The sequence below is a fragment of the Streptococcus sp. FSL R7-0212 genome (genome assembly GCF_038007985.1).
Taxonomy (GTDB): Bacteria; Bacillota; Bacilli; order Lactobacillales; family Streptococcaceae; genus Streptococcus; species Streptococcus parauberis.
The window spans coordinates 1,895,728-1,916,553 of record NZ_JBBOYF010000001.1 but is presented as its reverse complement, the minus strand read 5'-3'; the positions used below and the strand labels follow the sequence as shown (position 1 = coordinate 1,916,553).

Annotated in this window: 18 protein-coding genes, 1 other RNA gene and 1 pseudogene; 17 read left to right on the top strand and 3 right to left on the bottom strand. The window is 36.9% G+C overall.

Features of this window, described 5'->3' with window-relative positions:
• Positions 1 to 2: 2 nt before the first annotated feature.
• Positions 3 to 1,259, bottom strand: a complete 1,257-nt coding sequence (locus MKY69_RS09660) for an ISL3 family transposase (RefSeq protein ID WP_017768237.1) — start codon at positions 1,257 to 1,259, stop codon at positions 3 to 5.
• Positions 1,260 to 1,380: 121 nt separating this feature from the next.
• Here MKY69_RS09660 and araD point away from each other — a divergent pair.
• From araD to perR, 9 genes and pseudogenes are all read left to right on the top strand, one after another.
• A pseudogene (gene araD, locus MKY69_RS09655) lies at positions 1,381 to 1,485 on the top strand (L-ribulose-5-phosphate 4-epimerase); the annotation flags it as partial.
• Positions 1,486 to 1,618: 133 nt separating this feature from the next.
• Positions 1,619 to 3,292, top strand: a complete 1,674-nt coding sequence (locus tag MKY69_RS09650) for a BglG family transcription antiterminator (RefSeq protein WP_003107801.1) — start codon at positions 1,619 to 1,621, stop codon at positions 3,290 to 3,292.
• Between the two features lie 165 nt (positions 3,293 to 3,457).
• A complete protein-coding gene (gene ulaG / locus MKY69_RS09645; RefSeq protein WP_311981905.1) occupies positions 3,458 to 4,549 on the top strand; it encodes an L-ascorbate 6-phosphate lactonase in 1,092 nt (363 codons plus the stop codon).
• Between the two features lie 120 nt (positions 4,550 to 4,669).
• The gene (locus MKY69_RS09640) at positions 4,670 to 5,563 is read left to right on the top strand and encodes a diacylglycerol/lipid kinase family protein (protein WP_003104256.1); all 894 of its coding nucleotides are present in this window, start codon (positions 4,670 to 4,672) and stop codon (positions 5,561 to 5,563) included.
• 279 nt (positions 5,564 to 5,842) lie between these two features.
• The gene (locus MKY69_RS09635) at positions 5,843 to 7,129 is read left to right on the top strand and encodes a quaternary amine ABC transporter ATP-binding protein (RefSeq protein WP_003107799.1); all 1,287 of its coding nucleotides are present in this window, start codon (positions 5,843 to 5,845) and stop codon (positions 7,127 to 7,129) included.
• Positions 7,130 to 7,147: 18 nt separating this feature from the next.
• Positions 7,148 to 8,875 carry an ABC transporter permease/substrate binding protein gene (locus MKY69_RS09630; RefSeq protein ID WP_003108534.1) on the top strand — a complete coding sequence of 576 codons (1,728 nt, stop codon included), beginning with the start codon at positions 7,148 to 7,150 and terminating at the stop codon, positions 8,873 to 8,875.
• A 106-nt stretch (positions 8,876 to 8,981) separates the two neighbouring features.
• Positions 8,982 to 11,621, top strand: a complete 2,640-nt coding sequence (gene polA, locus MKY69_RS09625; protein ID WP_003108536.1) for a DNA polymerase I — start codon at positions 8,982 to 8,984, stop codon at positions 11,619 to 11,621.
• 84 nt (positions 11,622 to 11,705) lie between these two features.
• Entirely contained in the window at positions 11,706 to 12,146 is a 441-nt protein-coding gene (locus MKY69_RS09620) for a CoA-binding protein (protein WP_003105084.1), read from the top strand.
• A 40-nt stretch (positions 12,147 to 12,186) separates the two neighbouring features.
• Positions 12,187 to 12,657: a peroxide-responsive transcriptional repressor PerR gene (gene perR / locus MKY69_RS09615; protein ID WP_340791689.1), complete on the top strand. Its 471-nt coding sequence runs from the start codon at positions 12,187 to 12,189 to the stop codon at positions 12,655 to 12,657.
• 88 nt (positions 12,658 to 12,745) lie between these two features.
• On the opposite strand, the gene MKY69_RS09610 is transcribed toward perR, so the two are convergent.
• The gene (locus MKY69_RS09610; RefSeq protein WP_062806773.1) at positions 12,746 to 13,633 is read right to left on the bottom strand and encodes a DUF975 family protein; all 888 of its coding nucleotides are present in this window, start codon (positions 13,631 to 13,633) and stop codon (positions 12,746 to 12,748) included.
• Positions 13,634 to 13,827: 194 nt separating this feature from the next.
• Here MKY69_RS09610 and tgt point away from each other — a divergent pair, with 194 nt between their 5' ends.
• The 6 genes from tgt to ffs all read left to right on the top strand — a co-directional run bounded on the left by tgt (position 13,828) and on the right by ffs (position 17,411).
• On the top strand, positions 13,828 to 14,970 hold the full coding sequence (tgt, locus tag MKY69_RS09605) for a tRNA guanosine(34) transglycosylase Tgt (protein ID WP_003107795.1): 1,143 nt from the start codon (positions 13,828 to 13,830) through the stop codon (positions 14,968 to 14,970).
• Between the two features lie 105 nt (positions 14,971 to 15,075).
• A complete protein-coding gene (locus tag MKY69_RS09600) occupies positions 15,076 to 15,387 on the top strand; it encodes a CHY zinc finger protein (protein ID WP_037620093.1) in 312 nt (103 codons plus the stop codon).
• Positions 15,384 to 15,932, top strand: a complete 549-nt coding sequence (locus tag MKY69_RS09595; RefSeq protein WP_003102448.1) for a biotin transporter BioY — start codon at positions 15,384 to 15,386, stop codon at positions 15,930 to 15,932. Before MKY69_RS09600 ends, MKY69_RS09595 begins: the two co-directional genes overlap by 4 nt.
• Positions 15,933 to 16,002: 70 nt before the next feature.
• Complete coding sequence (locus MKY69_RS09590) at positions 16,003 to 16,782, top strand: MBL fold metallo-hydrolase (RefSeq protein WP_100083724.1); 780 nt, start codon at positions 16,003 to 16,005, stop codon at positions 16,780 to 16,782.
• Positions 16,782 to 17,291, top strand: coding sequence for a tRNA adenosine(34) deaminase TadA (tadA, locus tag MKY69_RS09585; RefSeq protein WP_003105197.1), 510 nt, complete (start codon positions 16,782 to 16,784; stop codon positions 17,289 to 17,291). The genes MKY69_RS09590 and tadA overlap by 1 nt, the downstream gene beginning before the upstream one ends.
• Positions 17,292 to 17,317: 26 nt before the next feature.
• Positions 17,318 to 17,411, top strand: an RNA gene (gene ffs, locus MKY69_RS09580) — signal recognition particle sRNA small type.
• A 65-nt stretch (positions 17,412 to 17,476) separates the two neighbouring features.
• Here ffs and MKY69_RS09575 read toward each other — a convergent pair.
• Positions 17,477 to 18,196 carry an XRE family transcriptional regulator gene (locus MKY69_RS09575; RefSeq protein ID WP_003107791.1) on the bottom strand — a complete coding sequence of 240 codons (720 nt, stop codon included), beginning with the start codon at positions 18,194 to 18,196 and terminating at the stop codon, positions 17,477 to 17,479.
• 298 nt (positions 18,197 to 18,494) lie between these two features.
• Between MKY69_RS09575 and MKY69_RS09570 the strand changes: the two genes are divergently transcribed.
• Together MKY69_RS09570 and MKY69_RS09565 are read left to right on the top strand one after the other, a co-directional pair.
• Positions 18,495 to 19,844 carry a glucose-6-phosphate isomerase gene (locus MKY69_RS09570; RefSeq protein WP_311981902.1) on the top strand — a complete coding sequence of 450 codons (1,350 nt, stop codon included), beginning with the start codon at positions 18,495 to 18,497 and terminating at the stop codon, positions 19,842 to 19,844.
• 178 nt (positions 19,845 to 20,022) lie between these two features.
• Positions 20,023 to 20,823 (top strand): SDR family oxidoreductase, encoded by an 801-nt coding sequence (locus MKY69_RS09565; protein ID WP_003107788.1) that lies wholly within the window; start codon positions 20,023 to 20,025, stop codon positions 20,821 to 20,823.
• The last annotated feature ends 3 nt before the right edge of the window (positions 20,824 to 20,826 follow it).

Below are 20,826 nucleotides of genomic sequence, written 5' to 3'. Positions count from 1 at the left end.
AGCTAACACCTAGAGAGGACGAACTTCGTCCTCTCTTTCTTTATGTTCAATGCAATCAAAATCCGTTTTTTAAAGTTTTCAAAGTTCCTGAAACCAAAGGCATTTCTCTTAATGACTTTGATGAGATTATTGGTAGCTTCCAGTTTGGCGTTGGAATAAGGCAATTCCATGGCGTTTACAACCTTGTCTTTATCCTTTAAAAATGTCTTCAATACCGTCTGGAAAATAGGATTAACGATGGCTATTTCCTGTTCGATGAGGTCAAAGAAATGGTCTGAGTTCTTCTCTTGGAAATGAAATAAGAGAAGCTGATAGAGTACATAGTGTTGTCGTAGTTCCTCGGAGAAAGACAGGAGTTTTTCTAGGATTTCCTTGTTAGTCAAATGCATTCGAAACATAGGACGATAAAATCGTTTATCGCTGAGTTTACGGCTATCTTGTTGTATCAATTTCCAGTAACGTTTCAAGGCTCGGTATTCCTGCGATTTTCTGTCGAATTGATTCATAATTTGAATACGGACACGGTTCATAGCACGACTAAGGTGTTGCACGATATGAAAGCGATCGAGTACAATTTTTGCATTCGGAAAAAGTTGTTTAGCAAGTTGATAATAGGGACTAAACATATCCATGGTAATCACTTTGACCCGATTTCTAACCTTTCTAGGATAGCGAAGAAAGTGGTTTCGGATGGTTGCTTGAGTTCTTCCGTCGAGAATGGCGATGACATTTAGGGAGTCGAAATCTTGAGCGATGAAGCTCATTTTCCCCTTCTTGAAGGCATACTCGTCCCAACTCATCACCTCAGGTAGGGTATTCCAATCCGTTTCAAACTTGAACTCATTGAGCTTTCTCATAACTGACGATGTTGAAATTGATAGCCTGTGTGCAATATGTTTCATTGCTTGATTTTCGATGAGTAATTGTGCGATTTTCTGGTTAACAGCGACAGAGATTTGGTGGTTCTTCTTGACAAGAGGAGTTTCAGCGACCGCCATTTTTCCGCAATCTTTACACTTGAAACGACGCTTTCTAAGGCGGATAAGTAAAGGGTAGCCAGCAGTTTCTAAGTAGGGGATTTTAGAAGTTTTCTGGTAGTCGTACTTAGCCATTTGTCCCTTGCATTTTGGGCATTTAGGGGCTGTGTAGTCCAAGTGACCGTGGAGTTCTAAGTGAGTTCCCATATCATATTCATCAGTGATAGTGATATTTTTGTCTTTAATTCTGAGAAAATTTGTGATAAGATTTAGTTGTTCCATATGAGTCTTTCTAAAATGATAGTTTGAGCACTTTTCATTATAGGTCATATGGGACTTTTTGTATATACTCAAAAAGGCTCCATAATCTCTACAGTGGATTTACCCACTACAGAAATTATAGAGCCAACAAATCAATCCTCGGGTTGAGCCAGCACCTTCTTACATAATGGATAAACATTATCTGAGAAAGCATGGTCCGAATGCTTATTATGGGCAACAATCTTAAAATTATTTCAAAATAGAAGCAAAAATAGTATATGTTTGGGGTATCTTGGATACGCCAAGCATTTTTTGATATAATGTTTAAATATAAAATTTAATATTTTTTTAAAAGATATTAAAAAAATAGAGGTGATGACATGCTATTAGATAAAAAGAGTTATGATTTATTAGATTACCTTATCAAGCTTGAAAAACCAGAGACTATAATGACAATTTCAAAAAATCTGGACCAATCACGTCGAAAAATCTATTATCATCTTGAGAAAATTAATGATTCACTTCCAGAGACTGTTCCAAAAATTGTAGCTATCCCAAGAGTCGGCATTCAACTCAGTTTGACCCAAGTTAAATCATGTAAGGATTTATTGAAAAATGTCAGTGATTATTACTATGTTTTGAAGTGTGACGAGCGGATGAAGTTATCAGCAATCTGTATTGCAACATCTACTCAACGGGTAACGATTGATACTTTAATGGAGTTGACAGATGTTTCAAGAAACACGGTTTTAAATGACTTGAATGAATTAAGGGAACAACTTTCTCAAAAAGATTACTCCATATCTTTGCTGTCAAAAAAAGCCAAAGGCTATTACTTTGACTGTCATCCTCTATCTTATATTCAATTCTTACATACCTTGCTCGATGATATCTACAGGGGTACTAATACCACTTTCATCGAGATATTTGATAAGAAAACAAATCATTTTTTAGGGACAACAACCTATTTTTCTCAGGAAGTGCAGGATTTCTTTAGGAATTATCTACCTATTTCTCAAGCTAATCTAGGAAAAAAGTTAACTCGTCCAGATAGTCAATTTATGGTTCAAATCCTTCCCTTTGTTTTACTAAGTTACCGTAATATGCAATATGGTAAGCAAGTAAAAGAGACTCTTGAAAAAGATTTTAGTTTAATCTGGAAGAGAAAAGAGTACTACATTGCAAAGGATCTAGCCCATCAACTTTTTATAAATTTCAAGTTATTTTTGGATGATATTGAAGTAGGTTTGGTCGCGATGCTCTTATTATCTTTTAGAAAAGATAAGGATAATCATGTTGACAGTCCTGATTATGATGAGATGAGGGTAACCTTATATCATTTTATTAAAGTGCTCGAAGATCGGCACCACTTACAATTTACCCATGAACAAGAACTTGTCAAACAATTAATCAGACACTGTAAAGCTCTGATTTATAGAAAACATTATGGTATTTCCTCAGTAAATCCGATGACTAAGCATATCAAGGAAAAATATGCCGACCTTTATCAATGCTGCCATTCGGCAGCCAGTATTCTAGAGGAAGCTTGGCAACTTAGTCTAGCTGAAGATGACATTGCCTATATAACGATTCACTTAGGGGGTGAATTAAGAAATAGTAAAAGTTTGACACCGCCTACACGATTAGTCATTATTTCAGATGATGGGATTGGTATTCAAAAGTTACTCTATAAACAATGTCAGCAACTTTTAACTAATAGTCAGATTGACGCCGTGCTAACAACGGAACAATATAAGAGTATCGAGGATTTGCTTTCAGTTGATTATATTATCACGACTAATGATGACTTAGATAGTAATGAATCGAGCATCGTTGTTAATCCAATTCTGACAGATGATAATATTGTCCATTTAGTGAACACGATTAACCGAGCATCCCAGGTTGATAATTTGGATTTCTCTGAAAAAATCAATCAAATTGTAGCACCACTAAACCTTTGTGAGGCGGAGCAATTCGCCATAAAAAATCAAATTGAAAAACTTCTGTGGGATGAATTGGTCACATCTATCCAAGTTTATCACCCACATCAATAAGTGTAGGCCTCAGCAATCAATGCCATGCTGGGGATTTTTAGTGTCTGAATGAAAATTTAGTTATATATCCATTTTTGAACACAATGCTGTGTGAGACTTGGTCTTTTAATCAGCTTGTGATGGGACTATACTAAAACTATACTTATTAATACCGGAGGAATAATAATGGCAAAGGTTCAAGATATTACACGTGAATCATGGATTTTAAGTACGTTTCCTGAATGGGGTACTTGGTTAAATGAAGAAATTGAAGAAGAAGTCGTTCCTGCAAATAATTTTGCAATGTGGTGGTTAGGAAATTGTGGCGTTTGGATAAAAACACCTGGTGGAGCAAATATTGTCATGGACCTTTGGTCAAATCGAGGCAAATCAACTAAAAAAGTTAAAGACATGGTTCGTGGTCATCAAATGGCTAATATGGCTGGTGTCAGAAAATTGCAACCTAATTTACGCGTTCAACCAATGGTTATTGATCCTTTTAAAATTAATGAACTGGATTATTATCTTGTATCTCATTTTCACAGTGATCACATCGATATCAATACGGCTGCAGCTATTATTAATAATCCAAAATTAAATCATGTTAAATTTGTAGGTCCTTATGAATGTGGTGAAATTTGGAAAAAATGGGGAGTCCCAGAGGACCGTATCATGGTTATCAAACCTGGTGAGACATTTACCATTAAAGACATGACTATCACTGCTGTCGAATCATTTGACCGTACTTGTCTAGTAACACTTCCTGTTGATGGAGCAGAGGAAAATGATAGTGAATTGGCTGGTTTAGCTATTTCAGATGATGAAATGGCTCGAAAAGCTGTCAACTACATTTTTGAAACACCGGGTGGTACAATCTATCATGGGGCAGATTCGCATTTTTCAAATTATTTTGCTAAACATGGTCGTGATTATAAAATCGATGTTGCTATCAATAACTATGGTGAGAACCCATTAGGGATTCAAGATAAAATGACTTCAATTGACTTACTCCGTATGGCGGAGAATTTGAGAGCAAAAGTTATTATTCCAGTTCACTATGATATTTGGTCAAACTTCATGGCTTCAACAGATGAAATTCTTCAACTATGGAAAATGCGTAAGGAAAGACTTCAATATGATTTCCATCCATTTATTTGGGAAGTCGGTGGCAAATATACCTACCCACAAGATCAAGATCGAATTGAATACCATCACCCACGAGGATTTGATGATTGCTTCCTAGAAGAATCAAATATTCAATTTAAATCACTATTATAAGAATAAGTTAAAATACCAAGTTTACTTGGTATTTTTTAGTTTTTGAGGTTTGTTTTCTGAAAATAGGAATGATTGTGCTAAAATTAAAACAATAATAGAATGAGAGAAAGGAAATATTTTATGAAAAATGCACTTTTGATTGTTAATCCTGCTTCAGGTGGAGAAGAGGCAAAGTCTTATCAAGAAGCAGCTAAAAAGAAATTAGATAGTCACTTTGATCAAGTTGATGTTAAGTTGACTGAGAAAGTTGGTGATGGTCAAGCATTTGCTCGCCAAGCAGCTGAAGAAGGTTACCACAGTATTTTTGTAATGGGTGGAGATGGCACTGTCAATGAGGGAATTAGTGGAATTGCAGAGCAGGGATACAAACCTAACTTTGGTTTTTTCCCATTAGGGACAGTCAATGACTTAGCTAGAGCGCTAGGTATTCCAGTTGATCCCCAAGAAGCAATTGATAATATGAATCTTGATAATACACAAGACTTAGATATTGGTAAAGTTAATCAATCTTACTTTACTAATGTTGTAGCTATAGGTAATATTCCTCAGTCCATCAATAATGTGGATGATAAGTTAAAAACGAAGCTTGGTCCAGTGGCATATTTCATTTCAGGATTAAAACATGCCCTAACCAACAAAAGCTATGAATTCCAAGTTGTTCATGATGGCAAGAGGAGCAGAGTAGAAGGTTCACTTTTATTAGTGGCGCTAACAAATTCAATCGGTGGCTACAATAATCTTACTCCAGACGCTAAGGTAGATGATGGTTACTTACATTTAATCTTAACCAAGGATAAAAACTTCCTGGAAACTTTGGAAGCATTACCTGCTTTATTGAAAAAAGAACAGACAGATGAACCTTTAGTATCTTACAAACGTGCAAAAAAGGTTAATATTTCTGTAAAATTTGCTGACTTAGAAACAAATGTAGATGGGGATCCAGGAGATATGTTACCTGTCTCAATTGCCATTCTTCCAAGACATATTAAAGTTTATACTTGTAAAAAAGATTAAAAAATAAGAGCAGTTTTTAGAGCTGTTCTTTTTTCTATTTTGTAGAAAAATAGCGTAGTATATTTCTAAAATTTCCACTAAATAGATAATAATGATATCGTTTTCCTTGATTCAAATGGGTTTTGCCACTGCAAAATCCTTGACAAAAAGTGACCACACGTGATATCATAGAGATGTTCTGTTAGAAAAATTATTTTACATAATTAAAAATGATTCCTAAACAAGTGAAAATACCTTGTTTTTTTAGTAGGAAATACACAGATTGGGAGAAAAATACAGATGGCAAATATCTTAGAAGTCAAAAATTTAACAAAGATTTTTGGTAAAAGACAAAAAGCAGCTTTAGAACTTGTTAAAGCTGGAAAAAGTAAGACAGAAATTTTAAAACAAACAGGTGCCACGGTTGGTGTCTATGATGCAAGTTTTGATGTTAAAGAAGGTGAAATCTTCGTTATTATGGGCTTGTCTGGTTCAGGTAAGTCTACTTTGGTTCGAATGATTAACCGGTTAATCGAGCCATCAGCAGGTTCAATTCAATTATCTGGGAAAGACATTTCAAAAATGAATCCAGAAAGTTTAAGAGAAGTTCGACGCCATGATATTAACATGGTCTTTCAAAGCTTTGCCCTTTTTCCACATAGAACCATTCTCGAAAACACCGAGTTTGGTCTTGAATTAAGAGGTGTTCCAAAAGAAGAACGTCAAGAAAGAGCAGAAAAAGCCTTGGACAATGCTGGTCTACTTAATTTTAAAGACCAATATCCAAATCAATTGTCAGGTGGGATGCAACAGCGTGTTGGTTTAGCTCGTGCATTGGCTAACGGACCTAAAATCCTTTTAATGGATGAGGCCTTCTCAGCACTTGACCCATTAATTCGTCGTGATATGCAAGATGAGCTGGTTGAACTACAAGCATCAACTGAACAAACAATCATTTTCATCAGTCATGATTTGAACGAAGCTCTTCGCATTGGTGACCGCATTGCTCTTATGAAAGATGGAGAAATTATGCAGATTGGCACAGGTGAAGAAATTCTGACTAATCCAGCTAATGACTTTGTTCGTGAGTTCGTTGAAGACGTCGACAGATCGAAGGTCTTAACCGCACAAAACATTATGATCAAGCCATTTACGGCTAATGTTGAAATTGACGGACCACAAGTGGCTCTTAATCGTATGCACACCGAAGAAGTTTCAATGTTGATGGCAACAAACCGTCGTCGCCAACTAGTTGGTACCGTAACTGCCGATGCAGCACTAGAAGCTCGTAAAAAAGCATTGCCACTGTCAGAAGTTATTGATCGTGACGTTCGCACAGTCAGCAAAGATACGGTCATTACAGATATTATGCCATTAATTTATGACTCATCAGCACCAATTGCTGTTACTGACGAGAATAATCGATTATTAGGTGTTATTATCCGTGGTCGTGTGATTGAAGCTCTAGCAAATATTTCTGATGAAGATGACAATGATCCAGTAAGTGAACATTCAGGGGTTACTAAAGAGCTTGAACAAGAGCAACAAGAATTACAAGCCCTACAAGCACTACAAGCACAAAATTAATCAGAAGGAGAAGATATTTTGGAGAATTTATTACAAACAAAATTACCAGTTGCACAGCTGGTTGAAAAATTAACAGAATGGTTAACTAACACATTCTCTGGTCTGTTTGATTTGATGCAAAAAGTAGGTAGTTATCTAATGGATTGGATGACTAATACCATGTTATTCATACCGGCCTTATTATTCATTTTATTGGTTACTATTGCTGTATTTTTTTTATCAAAGAAAAAATGGCCACTGCCAGTCTTTACTTTCCTTGGTTTATTGTTTATTTATAATCAAGGCTTATGGGAAGAATTGATTAACACCTTCACCTTAGTTGTTGTTGCTAGTTTAATTTCAATTGTGATTGGTGTTCCTTTAGGCATTTGGATGGCTAAGAATTCCACTGTGAGAAATATTGTCAATCCCATATTGGACTTTATGCAAACCATGCCAGCCTTTGTTTATTTGATTCCAGCCGTAGCCTTCTTTGGTATTGGGATGGTACCTGGGGTCTTTGCCTCAGTTATTTTCGCCCTACCACCAACTGTTCGTTTCACAAATTTAGGTATTCGTGAAATTTCGACTGAATTGGTAGAAGCAGCAGATAGTTTTGGTTCAACAAGTAAACAAAAGCTATTTAAAGTAGAATTACCACTTGCTAAAAATACAATCATGGCAGGTATTAACCAAACCATGATGCTTGCCCTCTCAATGGTTGTAACAGGGTCTATGATTGGAGCTCCAGGTTTAGGACGTAAAGTACTATCTGCCCTTCAACATGCTGATATTGGTACAGGATTTGTTTCAGGTTTAGCCTTAGTTATCTTAGCAATTATATTAGACCGTACGACACAAAGTTTTAATACTAATCAAGAGGACAAAGCTAAGTCAGGTAAAACGAACAAACTTGTTGGTCTTGCTGCAATTGCTGTATTTGTCATTGCGGCTTTAGGTCACACTTTTGTTAATATGGCATCAGGTTCGACTGAAACAGGTGAAAAGGTTAAAATTTCATACATGCAATGGGACTCTGAAATTGCCTCAACAAATGTTATTGCTGAACTTTTAAAACAAAAAGGTTACCAAGTTGAAATAACACCATTAGATAATGCCGTTATGTGGCAAACCGTCGCTAATGGCGATGCTGACTTTTCAGTTAGTCCTTGGTTACCAGTTACACAAGCTGAACATATGAAGAAATATAAAGATCAACTAGAAGATTTAGGACCTAACTTAAAAGGTACTAAATTAGGATTAGTCGTTCCAACCTATATGAAAGATGTGAACAGCATTGAAGATCTATCTGATCAAGCGAAGAAAAAAATTACTGGTATTGAACCAGGTGCTGGTATTACATCAGCCACTAAAAAAACAATGAAGTCTTATAGTAACTTGTCAGATTGGGAACTTATCCTTTCGTCAACAGGAGCAATGACAACATCTCTTGATCAAGCTTACAAAAATAAAAAAGAAATTGTTGTTACTGGGTGGTCACCACACTGGATGTTCTCAAAATATAAATTGAAGTATTTGAAGGATCCTAAGAAAACCTTAGGTGGTTCAGAAAATATTAACACAATTGCTCGTCTTGGTTTGAAAAAAGACAAACCAAAACTCTACAAAATTGTTGATAAGTTTAATTGGACAACTCAAGATATGGAGTCTGTCATGCTTGATATGAATGAAGGCATGGATCCTGCAGACGCTGCTAAAAAATGGATTAAAGCAAATCCAGAAAAAGTTGCTGAGTGGACAAAATAAATAATGAATTGACCTCCTAAAACCCTCGTCTCAAGACGAGGGTTTTTATTGTATCATGGAGCGCCTTCTTTGAAGCAATAAACAACAACTGTGTTATAATGGGACTATGGAAAAGAAGAATAAATTATTATTAATTGATGGCTCTTCAGTAGCCTTTCGTGCCTTTTTTGCTTTATATAGTCAAATTGATCGATTTAAAAATCAAAGTGGCCTCCATACTAATGCTATTTATGGTTTCCACTTAATGCTGGATCATATGATGAAACGCATACAGCCAACTCATATTTTAGTGGCTTTTGATGCGGGCAAAACAACATTCAGAACAGAAATGTTTGCTGATTACAAAGCTGGGCGTGCAAAGACTCCAGATGAATTCAGAGAACAATTCCCTTATATCCGAGAAATGTTAACAGCACTTGGTGTTCCTTTTTATGATTTAGCAAACTATGAGGCTGATGATATAATTGGAACCTTGGATAAAATGGCTGAGAAAACAGAGGTTCCCTTTGATGTTACCATAGTTAGTGGAGACAAAGACTTAATCCAACTGACCGATGCTAACACAGTTGTTGAAATTTCTCGTAAGGGTGTAACTGACTTTGAAGAATTTACGCCAGCTTATTTGATGGAGAAAATGGGTTTAACACCGGAGCAATTCATTGACCTGAAAGCCTTGATGGGTGATAAATCAGATAATATACCAGGTGTAACCAAAATTGGTGAAAAAACAGGACTGAAACTACTTCATGAGTTTGGCAGTCTAGAAGGTATCTATGAAAACATCGATAGCTTCAAAGCTTCTAAAATGAAAGAAAACTTGATTAACGATAAAGAACAAGCCTTCCTTTCTAAAACTCTAGCAACAATCAATACGGAATCTCCTATCACGATAGGGTTAGAAGATTTAGTTTATCATGGACCCAATGTTCAAGTTTTAATGGAATTCTATGATGAAATGGACTTTAAACAACTTAAAGCTGGACTTGAAACAGAAGTGCCACAAGAAAAGGCTGAAATTTCTTTTGAAGTTGTCACTAGTGAAGACCAAATTGTCTTTACTGACCAAGACCTCTTTTACTTTGAAATTCTCAAAGATAATTATCACAGAGAAGATATCCATGCTTTTGCATGGGGCAATAGTGACTATATCTACGTCTCCAAAGATTCTGCATTATTGACTGGTCCAAGTTTCACAAAACGCCTGGCAGAACCTATTGCAACCTATGATTTTAAGCGTAGTAAAGTGCTCCTTAGTCACCTAGGAATTGATTTGCCTCAAGCTAATTATGATGCTCGCTTAGCCAATTACCTCTTATCAAACATTGAAGACAATGAGCTAGCGACTATTGCGCGCCTACACACCAATCTAAATATGGAAGCCGATGAAGTGGTTTACGGAAAAGGTGTTAAACGGGCCTTCCCTGAAGATGAGGCTTTGTTTGACCATTTAGCTCGGAAGATTCAGGTTTTGGTTGATAGCAAAGCGGTCATCTTAGATAAGTTGGCAGTTAATAAAGAAGAAGACCTTTATTTTGATATTGAGTTGCCACTGGCCAACGTATTAGCCAAGATGGAAATTGCAGGGATCACGGTTAATAAAACAGCCCTGCAAGAAATGGCTGAGCAAAATAAAGCGGTCATTGAAAGCCTAACAGAAGAAATTTACGAGATGGCTGGCGAAGAGTTTAACATAAACTCACCAAAACAATTAGGTTCAATTTTATTTGAAAAAATGCAATTGCCACTAGAGATGACTAAGAAAACAAAGACTGGTTATTCGACAGCTGTTGATGTTTTGGAACGACTAGCTCCAATTGCACCAATTGTTGCAAAAATTTTAGACTACCGTCAAATCAGTAAATTACAATCGACTTATGTCATTGGTTTGCAAGACTACATCATGTCTGACGGGAAAATTCATACCCGTTACATTCAAGATTTGACCCAGACAGGTCGTCTGTCTAGTTCAGACCCTAACTTGCAAAATATTCCAGTTCGTTTAGAACAAGGCCGTTTAATTAGAAAAGCATTCTTGCCATCCTCGGAAGATGCGGTCTTGTTAAGTTCAGACTATTCACAAATTGAATTACGTGTGCTTGCCCATATTTCTGGGGATGAACACTTGATTGCTGCTTTTAAAGAAAATGCTGATATTCATACCTCAACTGCCATGCGTGTTTTTGGTATTGAAAAAGAAGAAGATGTTACGCCAAATGATCGTCGTAATGCCAAAGCAGTTAACTTTGGAATTGTCTATGGCATCTCTGATTTTGGCTTGTCAAATAATTTAGGGATTACACGTAAAAAAGCAAAAGACTACATTGAAACTTACTTTGAACGTTATCCAGGCATAAAAGAATATATGGAAACTGTTGTGCGTGATGCCAGAGACACTGGCTATGTTGAGACGCTCTTTAATCGCCGTCGTGAATTACCGGATATCAATTCCCGTAATTTCAACATTCGTTCTTTTGCGGAGCGGACAGCTATTAACTCGCCAATTCAAGGTAGCGCAGCTGATATCCTAAAAATCGCAATGATTAATTTGGACAAAGCGCTTAATGAAGGTCAATTTAAAGCTAAGATGTTACTTCAGGTTCATGATGAAATCGTGTTGGAAGTTCCAAATGACGAATTAGAGGCTATTAAGGCTTTAGTGAAGAAAACGATGGAAGGTGCTGTTGATTTAGCTGTTCCATTATTGGCTGATGAAAATACTGGTAAAACTTGGTATGAAGCTAAGTAGATTAAGGAAATCTTTTTGATTTAATGTTTTTGTGTTATAATAAGAAACAAATGAGATCGAAAAGGCAAGACAAAGGAGATTTCAATGACTTATCAATTTAAGAACCCAAGTGATGATGTCATCGCTGATTATTTAAGAAAAACACATAAGATTGCTGTGGTTGGTTTATCTAGTAAACCGGAAGCGGCTTCTTATAGTGTGGCAAAATTCATGCAAGCTATGGGCTATGAAATCGTTCCTGTTAATCCAGGGATGGTTGGCCAAGAAATTCTTGGTGAAAAAGTTTACGCGACTTTAGCTGATATTCCTTTCCCAGTTGATATGGTTGATGTTTTCCGTCCAAGTGAAGCTCTTCCACAAGTGGCTAAAGAATTTATTCATACTGATGCTAAGATTTTTTGGGCACAGTTAGGCTTAGAAAATAAAGATGCTGAAGCTATTCTTCGTGGTGCAAATCGTCATAATGTTGTCATGAATAAATGCCTTAAAATTGAATACCGCTCACTAATGCACCAATTAGATTAATTCTTTTAATCGAAAATAATCGATAGAAATGGAGATGCCAATGGACGTTCACTCACATAATCAACAAGCTTTGGACATGTTCGAAAATGTCTTAGAGCATTTGCGCGAAAAACACATCAGAATTACGGAAACTCGTAAGGCTATTATTTCCTATATGATTGTGTCTACTGAACATCCCAGTGCAGATAGAATCTATCGTGATCTAAAAGATGACTATCCTAATATGAGTTTAGCAACTGTTTATAATAATTTGAAAGTTTTAGCTGATGAAGGATTTGTGTCTGAAATTAAAATTTCAAATGATTTAACAACTTATTATGACTTTATGGGGCACCAACACGTAAATGTCGTTTGTGAGGTCTGTGGTAAAATTGCTGACTTTATGGATGTGGATGTAATGGATGTCTCTAAAGAGGCCCATGAGCAAACTGGTTACCAAATAACACGTATTCCAATCATTGCCTATGGAATTTGTCCAGATTGTCAAAAATCTAAAAAAAGACTATTTTAAAAGAGCCTAACAAAATGATAGGCTCTTTTTTAGATGACTCTTTATATTCTTGTTCAGTTTTATCTAGTGTTTTTGGTTTATGTTGAACCTAATTTTCTTCTTGAGCATTTGCTGAGTCAGCTTTGGGTTCGATTGGTGGTAAGACATCGACCTTGGGCTCTTTATATATAGGGTCAGTTTTCTCTTCCTTGTCAGTTATTTCTTCAACTGGGACGGCTACTAGTTTATCATCTAGATGACGGTAGAAATTAGCGCATGCAGTTGTGAAATATGGTGTAACGTAGAAGTATAGAAGACCCAAACTACAGAAAACTAGGATATACCAACCGATGAAACTTAATTGCAAGAGGAAGAATTTCCATTTGTAACCTTTCATTAGTTCTTTACTTTTATCTATAGCAGATACTGCACCTTGGTAACTTTCTGTGACTGTTTGGTCGTATAAAACGTATTCTGCCATAGCGTAAGCCAGTTGGCGATTGATAGAAAGATATAGGCCTCCAAGCGCAATTGGTACCCCAATAAAGAGCAAGGCAATTGCCATAGCAGAAGCTCCCTCAGTTGTTAAGATAGTGTATCCGATGATTGACATGCTTAACCCAACGATGAAAATAATGATCCAGAGTAATAAGAGTAAGAAACGCAAAAGGAACAAGCCAATCAATTTCCAGACAAGTTGACTAGAAAGTGTAATACTAGCATCTTGAAAGGAAACTTCAGTGCGACGGCCTCTGAGAACTTGTAGCATGGTAAATGCTGCAGAAGTAATGAAGAATGCCGAAATAATATTGAGAATCAATGGAAAGAGGGAGGCTGCAAAAGTTGGTTCAACCCCTTGTCTTTGAAGTATCCCTTCACGGACTTGAATGAAAATTAAGGCAAATTGGATTAATATTGGAACAAGGAACAAGGCTGTTTTCCCAGGAAGTCCTTTCAAAGCTTGTTTTGCTTCTTTTTTTATTTGTGAAATTGACATAGTTTCTCCTTTAAATCATTATAACACAGTCTAATCAGATTAGAAATAGACTCTGACTTGTAAAAATTTTGTCAGAACGTATGACAAGCTGATGTAAATTTGGTAGAATAATAAGGCTATACGATACAGATATTTGGCCTTTACCAATTAATTAATAAATGCTCAAGACTGTTTATCTTGAAAGCGAGGAAACAATGACAGATTATCCAATTAAATACAGATTAATCAAAAAAGACAAACGAACTGGTGCTCGTCTGGGTGAGATCATCACACCACACGGAACTTTCCCAACACCGATGTTTATGCCAGTTGGTACACAAGCCACGGTTAAAACACAATCTCCTGAAGAATTGAAGCAAATGGGTTCAGGAATTATCCTATCTAATACCTATCATTTATGGCTCCGCCCTGGTGATGAGTTAATTGCTAGAGCTGGTGGACTCCATAAATTTATGAACTGGGATCAACCAATTTTAACCGATTCAGGTGGTTTTCAGGTTTATTCATTAGCAGATTCACGAAATATTACTGAAGAGGGTGTAACCTTTAAAAACCATTTGAATGGCTCAAAAATGTTTCTTTCTCCAGAAAAAGCCATCTCTATCCAGAATAATTTGGGTTCAGATATTATGATGAGTTTTGATGAGTGCCCTCAGTTCTACCAACCATATGATTATGTTAAGAAATCAATTGAGCGGACTAGTCGTTGGGCAGAACGTGGCTTAAATGCTCACCGTCGCCCACATGACCAAGGTTTATTTGGGATTGTTCAGGGAGCTGGTTTTGAAGACTTGCGTCGTCAGTCAGCAGCTGATTTAGTGTCAATGGATTTCCCTGGCTATTCAATTGGTGGACTTGCTGTCGGTGAAACCCATGATGAAATGAATGCTGTACTGGACTTCACAACACAGCTTTTACCAGAAAATAAACCACGCTATTTAATGGGTGTTGGTGCACCAGATAGCCTGATTGATGGCGTTATTCGTGGTGTTGATATGTTTGACTGTGTCTTACCAACAAGGATTGCCAGAAATGGAACTTGTATGACGAGTGAGGGTCGACTAGTGGTTAAGAATGCTAAGTTTGCAGAAGACTTTACCCCACTTGACCATGATTGTGACTGTTACACTTGTCAAAATTATACACGTGCTTACATCCGTCATTTGCTAAAAGCAGATGAAACCTTTGGCATCCGTTTAACAAGTTATCATAATCTTTACTTCCTAGTTAACTTGATGAAAAAAGTTCGTCAAGCTATCATGGATGATAACTTACTAGAATTCCGTGAAGATTTCTTGGAACGTTATGGTTATAATAAATCAAGTCGTAATTTTTAAACAGAGCTAGTCTCTGTTTTTTTAGTGTCTTTTTGTTAACCTGTTTGAAAAATTGGGTTGACAGAATACCTAAAATTTTTTAAACTGACAAAGTAAGGAGAAGTGATGATTATTTATGGATTGCAATTAGATGCTGCAGGACGATGCCAGCATTATCACACCGAGCAAGATATTGTGGCACTAAAATGTCACGGCTGTCAAAAGTATTATGCATGCTACAAATGTCATGATAGCTTAGAGGACCATCTTTTCCAAGCTAATCCAAGTTCGGAATGGTTCCCAGTTTTTTGTGGCATCTGTCAAACACCTTTGTCTCAAGAAAGTTATGCTAAGGGGTACTGCCCTTCTTGCCTTAGTCAATTCAATCCCAAATGTCAACTTCACAAATCGATCTATTTTCAAAAGGAGACTTCATGAAAGATACACGCACACTGACTCAAATTGCCTTGATGACAACCCTGATTATTGTCTTGGGATTTATCCCGCCTATCCCACTTGGCTTTATCCCTGTCCCAATTGTTCTTCAAAACTTAGGGATTATGATGGCAGCCCTGCTATTAGGATGGAAAAAAGGAAGTATCTCAATATTCCTTTTCTTAATCATTAGTGTTTTCCTTCCAGCTTTTACAGGAGGGAACACCTTGCTGCCAGTCCTTGCTGGACCAACTGTCGGCTATGTCCTTTCTTGGCTCTTTGTGCCAATCCTATATAGCCTCTTTACAGCAAATCAACCAACAAAAAAACCAGTTTGGATTTTCTTAGCTATTTTTCTTGCCGGCGTTCTTTGGGTTGACGTTTTGGGGTCAATTGGCCTAGCCTTCAAACTGGGCATGCCACTGAAAACAGCCTTATTATCTAACTTAGCTTTTGTACCTGGGGACACCATTAAAGCTATTTTGGCCTGTTTAGTAGCCAGTCGCGTCAAGGTAGAATCAACAAGTCCTAAAAAAAGCTTAGCCTAGTTGTCTCCTCAAAACCAAAATTTATCAGATTTTGGTATAATATGAGGAAAAGAAGAAGGCAGGTAGACAGATGAAAGTGACAACTTTAGGGTCTTGGGGAGGCTATCCCTATCAAGATGGTGGGACAACCTCTTATTTAATTACTGGTGACAATGGTTTTCAACTGCTGATGGATGCTGGGAGCCGAGCTTTAAATGAATTAGAAAAAGAAATTAGTCCATTGGACTTAGATGCGGTCATCATCAGCCACTATCATCCGGATCATGTTGCTGATTTAGGGGTGCTCAGACACTACCGTCAATTGTATCCAAAGCATTTGTGGGAACCCAAAGCCTTACCCATTTATGGTCATAATGAAGATCAATTTGAGTTTGCGAAATTAACGTTGCCAGAGGTATCTGTTGGGATTGCCTATGATGTTACAGGGACACAATCAATTGGTCCTTTTGATATTGCTTTTATCAAAACGGTTCATCCAGTTGTTTGTTATGCTTTCCGGATTGTTGAGCGTAAAACTGGCCAAGTTTTTGTTTTCACGGGTGATACAGGTTACTTTGATGAATTAGCTGACTTTGCTCAAGGTGCGGATCTATTTCTGGCAGATGTTTATCTATATGAAGGAAATGAGAATCATTTCGCTCATCTAACGAGTAAAGAAGCAGGGCAAATTGCTCAGCAAGCTAGGGTTAAGAAACTTGTTTTAACCCATATGCCCCCTGTGGCACCGCAAGGGATTGACCCCGAAAACCATTTGGCCCTTTTAAAGGCTGAAACAGTGAAATATGCTGGATCTATTCCTGTTGACTTGGCCATGCCACATCTGTCATGGGATTTGGGGTCGTTAAAGTAATGGAGTACAGTCTAGAAGAAAAAGAAAATTTTATGCGTGAGGCTCTTCGTGAGGCTGAGAAGTCATTAGCTAAGGAGGAAATTCCAATTGGCTGTGTGATTGTGAAGGATGGGCAAATCATTGGCCGGGGGCATAATGCGCGTGAGGAGTTAAATCAAGCCATTATGCATGCCGAAATGATGGCCATTAGTCAAGCAAATGCTCACGAAGGTAATTGGCGCCTGCTTGAGACGACCATGTTTGTGACCATTGAACCCTGTGTCATGTGTAGTGGTGCTATTGGTCTGGCGCGAATTCCTAAGGTCATCTATGGTGCTGCAAATCAAAAATTCGGGGGTGCGCAAAGTCTCTATCAAATTTTGACCGATGAGCGTCTTAATCATCGTGTCGAACTTGAAACAGGTGTCTTAGAAGCTGACTGTGCAGCCATTATGCAATCTTTCTTTCGGCAAAATCGCTTGCGCAAAAAGGAAGCTAAACGACTAGCCCAAGAGGCTGAAAAGTCCTAACTTGCAATAATACCAATTTATGTTACAATATAATTCGGAGCAACACTTGTGCGTGAAGTGGGTCAGGGGAGGAATCCAGCAGCCCTAAGCGATTTCAGGTGTGTGCTCTATTTTTTTGTATCAAAAAGGCCCTTGTGAGATTTTGTCATAAGGGCTTATTTTATTTAATTAAATATACTGGGTTTTTAAGCAGGAATTGAAGTATCTGAGCCGATGACCTCGTAAATTTTGATGTAACCCCCATCTTGAGGTGGAAAATCAATAAAGATATCATCGTACTTTGGGTTTAAGGATTCCAGACGCAAGTAACCTGCCTCTGTATAAAGTCTTTTAATGTATGTTTTGCCTTCATAAGCAACAGCACAAACTTCACCAGAATAACTTGAGAGGCCCCGATCAGCAAGATAGACAATATCACCGCTGTGATATTTGGGCTCCATGGAGTCACCAAAGACAAAAGAAGCAACATCATAGCGAGGTGGTCGATTTCCTACGATAACTTTTTCTTGATCGTAATCATTAAAAGCATAGCCGATACCAGCCGCTAATTTTGTTGTTACGGTTATTTCATAATATTCACTTGTATCTTCTTGCATTTCTTGGGCCATTTCTAATAATTTATTTTTATCTTCGCTATTGAGATTTTTAAAAAGATCAGTTAACTGATCTTTCTGAGTAAACACTTGTGAATCCACATTGGGAGAAGACTCTTCTCCTAACAATTGTGATTTCTTAATCTGAAAAATTTTGGCCATTTGGTCAATATGGTCAACTAAGGGTTTGTTTCGCCCGACTTCCCAAGCAGAAACAGCAGTTGGTGCGATTTCTAATAAGTTAGCTAATTCTTTTTGGGTCAAATGACATTTTTTTCTGAAAAATTTGATCTTTTCTGCTAAAATTGACATGTTTTCTCCTCACGTTTTCTCAAGAAAACCATTATACACTTAAAGTGTAGTTTTGACAAATGTGCATATTTCAGAAATGATAAATTCTGAAAATAAACGATTTATTACTTAGAAATTGATTTTTAAAGATGAAATATAGCTACAAATCGCGAAATAATAGGAATAACCAACTGATTACTAAATTCAATTTTGTTTGAAAATTCCTTTCCTTTTTGTGAAAGATTATTCAAAATGATTGAAAAAAAGCTTGCAAAGAGTTAATATAGTAGGTGAACGGAAAAAATAAAAGGGGTAAATTATGTCACACATTAAATTTGATTATTCAAAAGTATTAGGTCAATTTGTTGCACCACATGAGTTGGACTATATGCAAATGCATGTTTCTGTTGCAGATGCTGCTTTGCGTCAAGCAACTGGTCCAGGTGCTGAAATGACTGGTTGGTTAAACTTACCAGAAGACTACGACAAAGCAGAATTTGCTCGTATTCAAAAAGCAGCTGAAAAAATTCAATCAGATAGCCAAGTCCTAGTTGTTATTGGGATTGGTGGATCTTATTTAGGAGCGCGTGCTGCTATTGATTTCTTAAGTTCATCATTTGTAAATTTACAAACTGCTGACGAACGTAAAGCACCACAAATTCTTTATGCTGGAAACTCAATTTCTTCAAACTACCTTGCTGATTTAGTAGAGTATGTTAAAGATAAAGATTTCTCAGTTAATGTTATTTCTAAATCAGGAACAACTACAGAGCCAGCTATCGCTTTCCGCGTTTTCAAAGAATTATTAATTGAAAAATATGGACAAGAAGAAGCAAATGGTCGTATCTACGCAACAACAGACAAAGCTAAAGGTGCCGTTAAAGTTGAAGCGGATGCTAATAACTGGGAAACTTTCGTTGTTCCAGATAGCGTAGGTGGACGTTTCACAGTATTGACACCTGTTGGCTTATTACCAATTGCTGCATCAGGTGCTGATATCACTAAATTGATGGAAGGTGCTAATGCAGCTCGTAACGCTTACTCTTCAGAAAAAATTGCTGAAAATGAAGCTTACCAATACGCTGTATTACGTAATATCCTTTACCGTAAAGGATACGTCACGGAAGTATTGGCTAACTACGAACCATCACTACAATACTTTGGTGAATGGTGGAAACAATTAGCCGGAGAATCTGAAGGTAAAGACCAAAAAGGAATCTACCCAACATCAGCTAACTTCTCAACAGATTTACACTCTCTTGGTCAATTCATCCAAGAAGGTTACCGTAACTTATTTGAAACTGTTATTCGTGTAGAAAGCCCACGCAAAAACATTACAATCCCAACTGAAGAAGCTGACCTTGATGGACTTGGCTACTTACAAGGAAAAGATGTAGATTTTGTTAACAAAAAAGCGACTGATGGTGTTTTACTTGCCCATACAGATGGTGGCGTTCCAAACACTTTCTTAACTATCCCAGGACAAGATGAATTTACTCTTGGATACACAATCTACTTCTTTGAAATTGCAATCGCCATGTCAGGTTACTTAAATGGTGTCAACCCATTTGACCAACCAGGTGTAGAAGCATACAAGAAAAATATGTTTGCATTACTTGGTAAACCAGGTTTTGAAGAATTAAGCGCGGAATTAAACGCTCGTTTATAATTTAAACAACATATAAAAAAAACAGATTATCTATTTGATAGTCTGTTTTTGGGTTCTCTTTTAAATCAAAAGGTGATTAGTATAGTTTTATAATGTCAATTCAAAAAAAGACTGACTTAATTAAAAAGTGAAAGCGTTTTAAACTAGCCTTATAAAATAAAGATTTAAGGAGAAACAAATGACTGATTGGTTAAATATTTCAGGTAAGACAGTTTTAGTTACCGGAGCATCGTCTGGAATTGGTAAGGCAATTGTGGATGAACTATTAGAACTAAACGTTAATGTCGTCAATTTTGATATTGCGGATAATAATTTAGAACATCCCAACTATTTATTTGTAAAAGTAGATGTCACTTCTAGAAAAGAAGTAGAAGCTGGGGTTGATAAAATTATCGAAACTTTTGGAACAATTGATGCAGTTGTTAATAATGCTGGTATTAATGTTCCTCGCCTTCTAGTTGATCCAAATGATCCACATGGACAATATGAATTAGATGACAAGACATTTGAAAAAATTACGATGATTAATCAAATGGGATTGTTCTTAGTCAGTCAAGCGGTTGGACGAGTATTAGTAAAAAAAGGTTCTGGTGTTATTGTTAATATGGCCTCAGAAGCAGGTTTGGAAGGCTCTGAAGGTCAAAGTGCCTATGCGGCAACGAAAGCAGCAGTCTATAGTTACACGCGTTCTTGGGCAAAAGAACTAGGGAAACATGGTGTTCGTGTAGTTGGTGTTGCTCCAGGAATAATGGAAGCAACAGGTCTGAGAACATTAGCTTATGAAGAATCATTAGGATATACTAGAGGGAAAACAGTTGAAGAAATAAGAGCAGGATATGCTTCAACTAGCACTACACCTCTTGGTAGAAGTGGAAAATTAAAAGAAGTTGCAGATTTGGTAGCTTATTATATATCTGATCGTTCAAGTTATATTACCGGAATTACAACTAATGTAGCAGGTGGTAAAACGAGAGGATAAATA